Genomic DNA, 8,514 nt, shown 5'->3' with positions numbered 1-8,514 from the left:
TACAGAACCATTATGGGTGGCCGATCCCAGTATTTTGGGGTTCAGGGGTGGTATGGAATTGCAATTGATGAGCGGCGTGATGGGGCATCGTCGAGAATGCGTCATGTAGGTGGGGTGATGCTTGTTGAACAGTATCCTGTATCTGAAAATTTCAAGGTGGGAATAAGTGAACATATTTCCCGCAATTCGTATATGGTTATCGATGATCCGGGGTGTTGCACTTTCAATACTTTGTATCCTGAGATATATCCAGAATTTGGTGCCGGTGCTTATGTTGTGTATAAAGGCTTTTCGGCAGAGTTACGCTATGGAAGAGAAATCGGGGCACCGAATAACCGCTTTTATTTTCAGTTGAACTATGCCTTTTTCTTAAAGGAATGGAATTACAGCAAGTAGCTTCGGGGAGCCTTGTAAAATGGTATTTCGCAGAATTTTATGGATTGTTTTGCTTGTGGCGGCGATGCTGGCGGGGTGTAGCGTTGCTATTATTCATCCGCCATCAGCATCGGCTTTTATGGAGAAAAGCAAAAGCTCTTTCATAGGAAATGCTTCTCTTACTGTAACTTTGGGCGATATTGCTTATGGAAAAAAAGACGAGTTTTATATTGCTAGAGAAAAAGTAGGTCGAATTGAAAATGAAGATTGGTCTTATAGTGCGGCTGAGTGGCCTATTGAATTTTCTGTATCATTACAGCGAATTGTTGGCTATTTTAAATACGGATTGGGCTTAGATTTTATCACGCCTTACGTACAGGCTGGTTTTGTATCAGACTATTTCGGCGTAATGGGTTGGAGTAATCTTTGGGTGTGGCAATTGGAAAAGGTGGAGCACAAGTATTTTCAGTGGGGTGGAGGTGTGTCCATTATTGAACAGTTGCCAATTGGCAAAAATGTTCGTATAGGTCTGACTCAGCATTGGTCTAGAAATGGTCGTGAAGATTATACATACGGAGATGCGATTGCTTTTGGAATTCCGATGCCGATGCCTATTTTTTACGATGAAATAGGAGGAGGTGGTTATGTGTCTTTTCCCCTTATGGAAAGGCTAAGAGTTGGTGTTGAGTTTAGATATGGGAGAGATTTAACGTATAAACAGATTGACTTTTCTAAAAAAGGTGTGGTTGGTGATATGAATCGTTATTCAATTGTGGTTGATCTTCAAGGATGGTGAATGTGGTAGGACGATTTTGTTTTGTTGTTTTGCTTGTGGCGGTGATGCTGGCGGGGTGCAGCGTTACAGTTATTCGTCCGCCATCTGCTGCGGCGTTTATGGAAAAGAGTGAAGACAAATTTGTAAAAGATATTTCTGTTGCGTTACATTTGAATGACTGCTATTGGAAGGATGGCGGTTGCCAAAAAATTGAAGCAGATAAATCATTGAAAAAAGAAAAAAATGAAGAATGGTCTTATAAGGATAACGAGTATCCCTTTGATTATATTTTGGAATTTCAAAAAAGTCGCGGCTCCTTCAAGTATGGTTTTGGAATAAATATGTTGACGCCTTTTGTGCAGGCCGGTTATGTTTCCGATTACTTTGGCGTAATGGGTTGGAGTAATTTGTGTCTGTGGCAATTTGAAAAAATTGAATATGCGTATTTTCAGTGGGGTGGCGGAATTTCTTTGATTGAGCAGTTGCCGTTAGATGATAATTTTTGGATTGGATTAACCCAGCACTTGTCTAGGAACGGTGATGCGGGACTTGCGTCAGATGGCAGCGGCATTGCTTATAACCATTCTGCACCTAAATTTTACGATGAAATTGGATTTGGTGGGTATATTTCTTTTATCCCGTATGAACAGAATAGAGTGATATTTGAATTCCGTTATGGAAGGGATTTGACGTATAAACGTATAGACCAGAATGGTAAGGCTAACAGTAGAAATCGATATTCGTATTCGATCGCTATTCAAGGCTGGTAGAATTCGGGTTCTTAAGGGCGGAGCCCTTAGGCGTGAGGGTGATGGAAGACTTGCCCTAGAAGGAGGTGCCCGCTCGGTGGCGGGCATGACAATAGGGCAAGGCTGCAATCAGGGGGAGCCTTCCCCCCCCCTCCTCCCTAACCACCAACCACTAATCACTAACCACTTTGTCACGTCATTTGTTTTTTTTGAAAGATTTTAGTATCTTAAAGCATGAAAAACTTAGAGGACAAATAAATGGATATTCAGGAACTTTCGGAAAAGGTGAAGCAGCAGAGTTCTTTTTGCATGAACTTGCTGCGTGAAGTTGAAGATACGGTGATTGGTCAGAAGGCAATGGTCGAGAGCATTCTGACGGGTATTTTGGCGGATGGCCACGTGCTTTTGGAAGGCCTTCCGGGCTTGGCCAAGACGACTGCGGTGAAGGCTTTTGCCGATGCTGTTTCGCTCGACTTCAAGCGCATCCAGTTTACTCCTGATTTGCTGCCGGCAGACTTGCTCGGTACGACGATTTATAACGCCCGTGAAGCAAAGTTCGAAACGCGCAAGGGCCCGCTCTTTACGAACCTCGTGCTTGCTGATGAAATTAACCGTGCTCCGTCGAAGGTACAGAGCGCTTTGCTCGAAGCCATGCAGGAACGCCACATCACGATTGGCGATGAAACGTTCAAGCTGGACGAGCCGTTCCTGGTGCTTGCCACGCAGAACCCGATTGAGCAGGAAGGTACGTATCCGCTGCCGGAAGCTCAGGTGGACCGTTTCCTCTTGAAGGTGAAGGTGAGCTACCCGAACAAGGCCGACGAAATGAAAATTCTCGATGCTGTCTCGGGTGCGGGGTTGCGTCAGCCGAATGCGGTTGCGACGAAGGAAGATATCTTGAAGGCTCGCGAGCTCGTGAAGCAGGTTTATGTGGACGAACGCGTGCGCGAATACATCGTTAACTTGGTCTTGGCAACGCGTGATCCGGGTAGCATCAAGCGTAGCGACTTGGTGGGCTTTGTGGAAGTGGGCGCCTCGCCGCGTGCTTCTATCGGCCTTGCCCAGGCTTCGAAGGCTCATGCGTTTATCCAGGGCCGTGCCTACGTGACGCCGGAAGACGTGAAGGCTGTCGCGATGGAAGTACTCCGCCACCGTGTAATTCTGAGCTACGAAGCCGAAGCGGAAGAGGTCTCTGCCGAAACCGTCGTGCAGAAGATTTTGGATTCTGTTGAAGTGCCGTAAAGGCGAATGCCGCGGCAGAACGCTTGCGTTCTGACATGGCTGAGCCGCCGGGCAGTGCGCTTGAAAAGCGCAATTGCCGTAATTTTCTGTATTCGCGAGAGTCGCGGACTTTGTTAAAAATGCACCCCGATGGGGGTGCTTTTTTAATGGGCGTGATGTCCAATAATTATGGCGCCGACGAATATTATCAAGAAGAATAAAAAGAGAATAATTGTTTTGTGTTTCTCTGATTTCCAGTTTTGCTGTAGGTATTTAATGGGAACATAGAGATAATGGAAAAGGTCAATTTTAGGAATGTTCTTGAGTTTTGAGGCGTCTACTTTGTCGTACATATATCCCCAAAGGCCTAGTAGGACTATTCCCAATAGGAAGTAGATGGCTACGCAGATGGCCGATTCAAGATCTGCTATGTTCTCGTTTGGCATGATGCTTGATATACGAAAAAAGCCCCCGGGCGGGGGCTTTGAAGCTTGTTTGTTATGGATTTTTGTATTCGCGCAGGAATCCGTCGTCTAGTGCTTTGACGGGGAGCTTTATAACATTGTTGTCCGAATCGACGATGAGTACTACGCCGGCGAGGTAGTTTATCCAGTAGTTGAAATCTGGATTCCCGTTAATGCCGCGGTCATGCTTGTGGAAGCGGAGGTCGTATTTGGAGTTGACGATGTCGTCGTGAATTTTTTTGTTGCTGATTGTAATGACGAACGGTACAAGGTATTGGTCGTGCGAAATGGCTAAAGTGTACTTGTGCATTTGTTCGTATGTAAAGTAGTTTTCGATGAATGCTTCGATTCTTGTGTCGATGGGGTAGAATGCGTTTTCGCAGTTTTGACGGTTGTTGTCGTCTTCGTATTCTTGATAGGCGATTTTGGAGTAAGAACTCCAGCCCCAGCTAGCGCCACCTTTGCAGTTGCTTGCATTTTGGTTGGGCTTGACGTACCAAGATTCTTTCAGGTTCTGGTTGATTTCGGTTAGGTTTGCGATGTTGTGTTTGTGCCAGTCGTTGATGTCTGTCGAAACGTTTTCGCCTTTGTTAATGGCGATGATTTGTGCGGTTTCTGCGGTGCGCTTGACGTTGGTGTACATATAATAGAAATCGTCGAGGTTGAGTTTTTTGAGTTTCTCGCCGACTTGTTTTGCTTGCTGTCTACCGACTTCGATGAGGCCATCGTCATCGCCGTATTTGTGAATGTCGCGTTGGGCGTGGCGCAGGATGATGACGACTTTTTCGTCAGAACGGGTGCAGCCAAGAACGTCGTACAGGGAATTGAATACGTCCGTTGTGGCGCGGAGCGTTTTGCACTTTTCGCTGAGCTGTTCTACGCTGGAGCTAGACGGGGTTTCGCTGCTAGAGGAAACGACGCTGCTGCTAGAAGGTGTGACACTGCTAGAGGAAACCTTGCTGCTGCTAGAAGGTGCTGCACTGCTTGAAGAAGCGATGCTGCTGGAGGAAGGAAGGACTGCGTCCTTACCGTTGCGGAACTCGCCGACCTTTTCATCTCCGCAGATGACATCGTAACCGTTGATTTCTGCATTTTCAGCAATCGTGCAGGACGAGCCATCTTTACCGTCGGCACCATCCTTGCCGTCTTTCCCGTTTTCGCCCTTAGCGCCGTTTCGGAGTTCGCCTACCTTCTTGTTGTCGCAGATGACGTCGTAACCGTTGATGTCATCGTTTACTTCGACGGTGCAGGAAGAACCATCGTTACCGTCCTTACCATCGGTACCATTCTTTCCGTCTTGGCCATCCTTACCGTTGCGGAGTTCACCGACCTTCTTGTTGTCGCAGATGACGTCGTAACCGTTGATTTCTGCATTTTCAGCAATCGTGCAGGACGAACCGTCTTTACCGTCGGCACCATCCTTACCGTCTTTCCCATTTTCGCCCTTAGCACCGTTTCGGAGTTCGCCTACCTTCTTGTTGTCGCAGATGACGTCATAACCGTTGATTTCTGCGTTTTCGGTGACGTAACAGGACGAGCCGTCTTTCCCGTCGGCACCATCCTTGCCGTCTTTCCCGTTTTCGCCCTTGGCGCCGTTTCGGAGTTCGCCGACCTTTTTGTCGCCGCAAATGACATCGTAACCGTTGATGTCGTCATTTACTACGACCGTGCAGGAAGAACCATCGTTACCGTCCTTACCATCGGTACCATTCTTTCCGTCTTGGCCATCCTTACCATTGAGAATTTCACCGACCTTCTTGTCACCGCAGATGACGTCGAAACCGTTAATATCCTTATTTTCTACAACGCTGCAGGACGTTCCATCCTTACCATCGGTACCATTCTTTCCGTCTTGGCCGTCCTTTCCGTTATGGAGCTCACCGACCTTCTTGTCACCGCAGATGACGTCGTAACCATTGATTTCTGCGTTTTCAGCAATCGTGCAGGACGAACCGTCCTTACCGTCGGCACCATCCTTGCCGTCTTTCCCGTCGGCACCATCCTTGCCGTCTTTCCCGTCCGCGCCTTTATCACCGTCCTTGCCGTCGGCCCCCTTTTCTCCATCCTTGCCGTTTACGATGGAGCCGATCTTTTCGTCACCACAGAATACATCGTAGCCATTTATTTCTGCGTTTTCGGTGACGTAACAGGACGAACCATCTTTACCGTTTTTGCCATTGGCGCCGGATTTGCCGTCTTCGCCATCCTTACCATCCTTACCATCCTTACCATCTTTGCCGTTCTGCACGACTCCCACGGAATCGCCGCCGCAAATAATCTTGAGACCGCTGTTGTCATCTAGCGGTTCCGTTTTGCAGGCGAGTTCGGACACGTCCAGGGCGCTTGCTTCGGTGACCTCGTCAAGGCAGCCCGAGAGCATGGATAGTGTGAAAATTGATGTTGTTAAGAGTAATTTGGATTTCATATATTGCTCCCAAATGAAATTTTTCGCGCCAAATCTAAAAAAATGCACTCACTGCCGGGTGCTATGACTTTATTTTGTATTGACTAATTGTCTATTTTTGTATGTTACAAAGTATGAAATTTGTTTTGATTGCCTTTTCTTTGTTCGTTTTAGGTTGTGTGTGCGATAATCCGAGGGGTTGCCCCGCTGTAATCGGTGTTGTAAATAATCCGGATGAAATGCAATTGCGAAAGGAAGGTCGCGATGACCAGTCTGCCCAAATGGCAAAATTGCCTGCGCCGCCGTCGAATTCTAGAACGCCCGAACCGGTGGATGTCAATGTTCGGAACTTAAATGAACCGATTCCGGTCGATGACAAGCTTGATTTTGATAAAGTGAAGTAAATCCCTGGCGCTTATTCCAATGTATAGCGCCTAAAATGTGCGTTTTTTCACCATTCGCGTGCGCGGGATGGGGTTATACATTATATTTATAATACTAGGGTATAAGCAATGATAAATTTTCTGGATTACGCAAGTCATGTGTTCTTTTTCCCGTCGCTGTTGGTTAGCGGCTTTTTGCTTGCTATGCTGGTGGCGTTTGACGAAAAACAGAACCTGAAGAGAGTGCTTTTTTGGGGCGCAATTTTCTCGCTGACCCCGTTTATGATTTATGCGGATGTGCTTTATCACGGGCTCATGCATTTGCTTTCGTGCATGATGGGCAAGGTCCCTTTGATGCTCGATGTAATCGTGGACTATCTGAGCCGCATCGTGCTGATTCCGCTTGTAATTTTTGTGTTCAATAAAAAACTCTCTGTCCATTGGTCGCAATCGCTGTTCTTGATATCGGCGTCTGTCGGTGTCGGTTACCTCGGCATGGTCGTGGGCAAGACGCAAATCGGGGCGGCCTTGGTGAACTTGGTCGCAATTGTCATTTGGTGGCGGCTTCTTTGGAATGAACTTTCGTTTGTACGCAATACGCAAATTTTTACGCGGTTCGGTTTCCTGGGATTTGTTACGTTATTTAGCTTGCTTGTGAACCTCGCCATGTATGTGTGCGTACGCATGATCGAGGTGACTCCAGAATTTTTGAATTATTTGGTATTTGTTGCTTGGCTTTTCTGGCTTACGCTTACGATTGCCGTGAAACTTATCTTTAGAACGGTGCGACTGACGCAGCAGGCTGAAATTGCGCGTAACCATGACAAACTGACGGGACTGCCGAATGAACTTTTGTTCTCGAACTATGTTCTGGATTTGCTCTTTAGAAATCGCAAAAAACGTTATGCGTTTGTCGTTTTTGATTTGGAAAATTTCAAAGCGTTTAACGAAAGGCTTGGCTTTGAAGAAGGCGATAATGCGTTACGCTTTATGGCGAGCGTGTTCAAGTCTCTGTTTGGGGAACGCTACGTGATGCACGTGTCGTGCGATACGTTCCGCGTGGTGTGCGATGCTGCCGGGGTGGAATCCAAAATAAAAGAGGCGCATGATAAAATTCGAGGTTTCTCGACTCAGGGCGTACTTGAAATCAAGGCAGGCGTGTATGTGCAGCGCGTGGAAAATGAAAATGTAGAACGTTGCTTTATGAGGGCTCGCCTTGCGGAAGCGACGACCAAGGGTGTTTACGATGAATATCTTGCGGTTTATGTAGATGAGATGGGGGCCCGCGAACGCTTGAAAATGTACTTGATTGCGCATATTGATGATGCTGTGAAAAACGAGTATATCAAGGTTTATTATCAGCCCGTTGTTGATATCAATACAAATAAGCTTTGTGGCTTTGAAGCGCTTGCCCGTTGGGATGACCCGGAACACGGATTCTTGCCTCCGTTTGAATTTGTCGGCATTCTCGAAGATGCTCATTTAATCCAGAAACTAGACTTGTTCATGCTCAAGAAAATTTGCGAAAAGTATCGTAAGGAAACGAATTTGGGGCACAAGTGCGTTCCGATTTCGTTCAACCTCTCGCGCCTGGACTTTAAGCTGAGTGACATTTATAAGGAACTCACGCGGTTGACTAAAGAATATAACGTGCCGCATGAGATGATCCATATCGAGATTACGGAATCGGTGTTGGACGGTGATGAGGACGGCTATATCCGTGAACAGGTGACGCGTTTCCAAAATGACGGATTTGAAGTCTGGATGGATGACTTTGGCTCGGGCTTCTCGTCGTTGAACGTGCTGAAAGACTATGACTTTGACTTTTTGAAAATCGACATGATGTTCTTGCGAAACTTCACGGAAAAGTCCAAGGTGATTATCCGCGCCATTGTGGAAATGGCCAAGCTATTGCATATTGGAACGCTTTCGGAAGGCGTGGAAACAAAGGAACATCTAGACTTTTTGAAGGAAATTGGATGCGACCGCGTGCAGGGCTATTATTATTCGAAACCGCTCCCGTATGACGAGGTGATGGCAGTGCTCAAGGAAAAGGGCGTTTCGATATAGAAAAAGCTGGTTTAAAACCAGCTTTTAATTTTTTTACATTGCTTTTCGTTTAGCTTGTAGTATTCTTCTTTTG

General features: G+C 46.6%; 6 protein-coding genes and 1 pseudogene. 6 read left to right on the top strand and 1 reads right to left on the bottom strand.

Annotated features, from left to right (window positions below):
* The 4 genes and pseudogenes from B3A20_RS01630 to B3A20_RS01615 all read left to right on the top strand — a co-directional run.
* A pseudogene (locus B3A20_RS01630) lies at positions 1–396 on the top strand (hypothetical protein); the annotation flags it as partial.
* A gap of 19 nt (positions 397–415) precedes the next feature.
* Positions 416–1,171: a hypothetical protein gene (locus tag B3A20_RS01625; protein WP_290761137.1), complete on the top strand. Its 756-nt coding sequence runs from the start codon at positions 416–418 to the stop codon at positions 1,169–1,171.
* Entirely contained in the window at positions 1,165–1,920 is a 756-nt protein-coding gene (locus B3A20_RS01620) for a hypothetical protein (protein ID WP_290761136.1), read from the top strand. Before B3A20_RS01625 ends, B3A20_RS01620 begins: the two co-directional genes overlap by 7 nt.
* 237 nt (positions 1,921–2,157) lie before the next feature.
* Complete coding sequence (locus B3A20_RS01615; protein WP_290761134.1) at positions 2,158–3,141, top strand: AAA family ATPase; 984 nt, start codon at positions 2,158–2,160, stop codon at positions 3,139–3,141.
* A 477-nt stretch (positions 3,142–3,618) separates the two neighbouring features.
* Here B3A20_RS01615 and B3A20_RS01610 read toward each other — a convergent pair whose 3' ends face one another.
* Complete coding sequence (locus B3A20_RS01610) at positions 3,619–6,009, bottom strand: histidine phosphatase family protein (protein ID WP_290761132.1); 2,391 nt, start codon at positions 6,007–6,009, stop codon at positions 3,619–3,621.
* Between the two features lie 113 nt (positions 6,010–6,122).
* Here B3A20_RS01610 and B3A20_RS01605 point away from each other — a divergent pair, with 113 nt between their 5' ends.
* Positions 6,123–6,392: a hypothetical protein gene (locus B3A20_RS01605; protein WP_290761130.1), complete on the top strand. Its 270-nt coding sequence runs from the start codon at positions 6,123–6,125 to the stop codon at positions 6,390–6,392.
* Between the two features lie 108 nt (positions 6,393–6,500).
* Complete coding sequence (locus tag B3A20_RS01600; protein WP_290761128.1) at positions 6,501–8,441, top strand: bifunctional diguanylate cyclase/phosphodiesterase; 1,941 nt, start codon at positions 6,501–6,503, stop codon at positions 8,439–8,441.
* Positions 8,442–8,514: the final 73 nt, after the last annotated feature.

This window comes from Fibrobacter sp. UBA4297, from assembly GCF_002394865.1.
In the GTDB taxonomy this organism is placed as follows: domain Bacteria; phylum Fibrobacterota; class Fibrobacteria; order Fibrobacterales; family Fibrobacteraceae; genus Fibrobacter.
The sequence above is the reverse complement of the archived record's forward strand: the minus strand, read 5'-3'. Positions and strand labels throughout refer to the sequence as shown.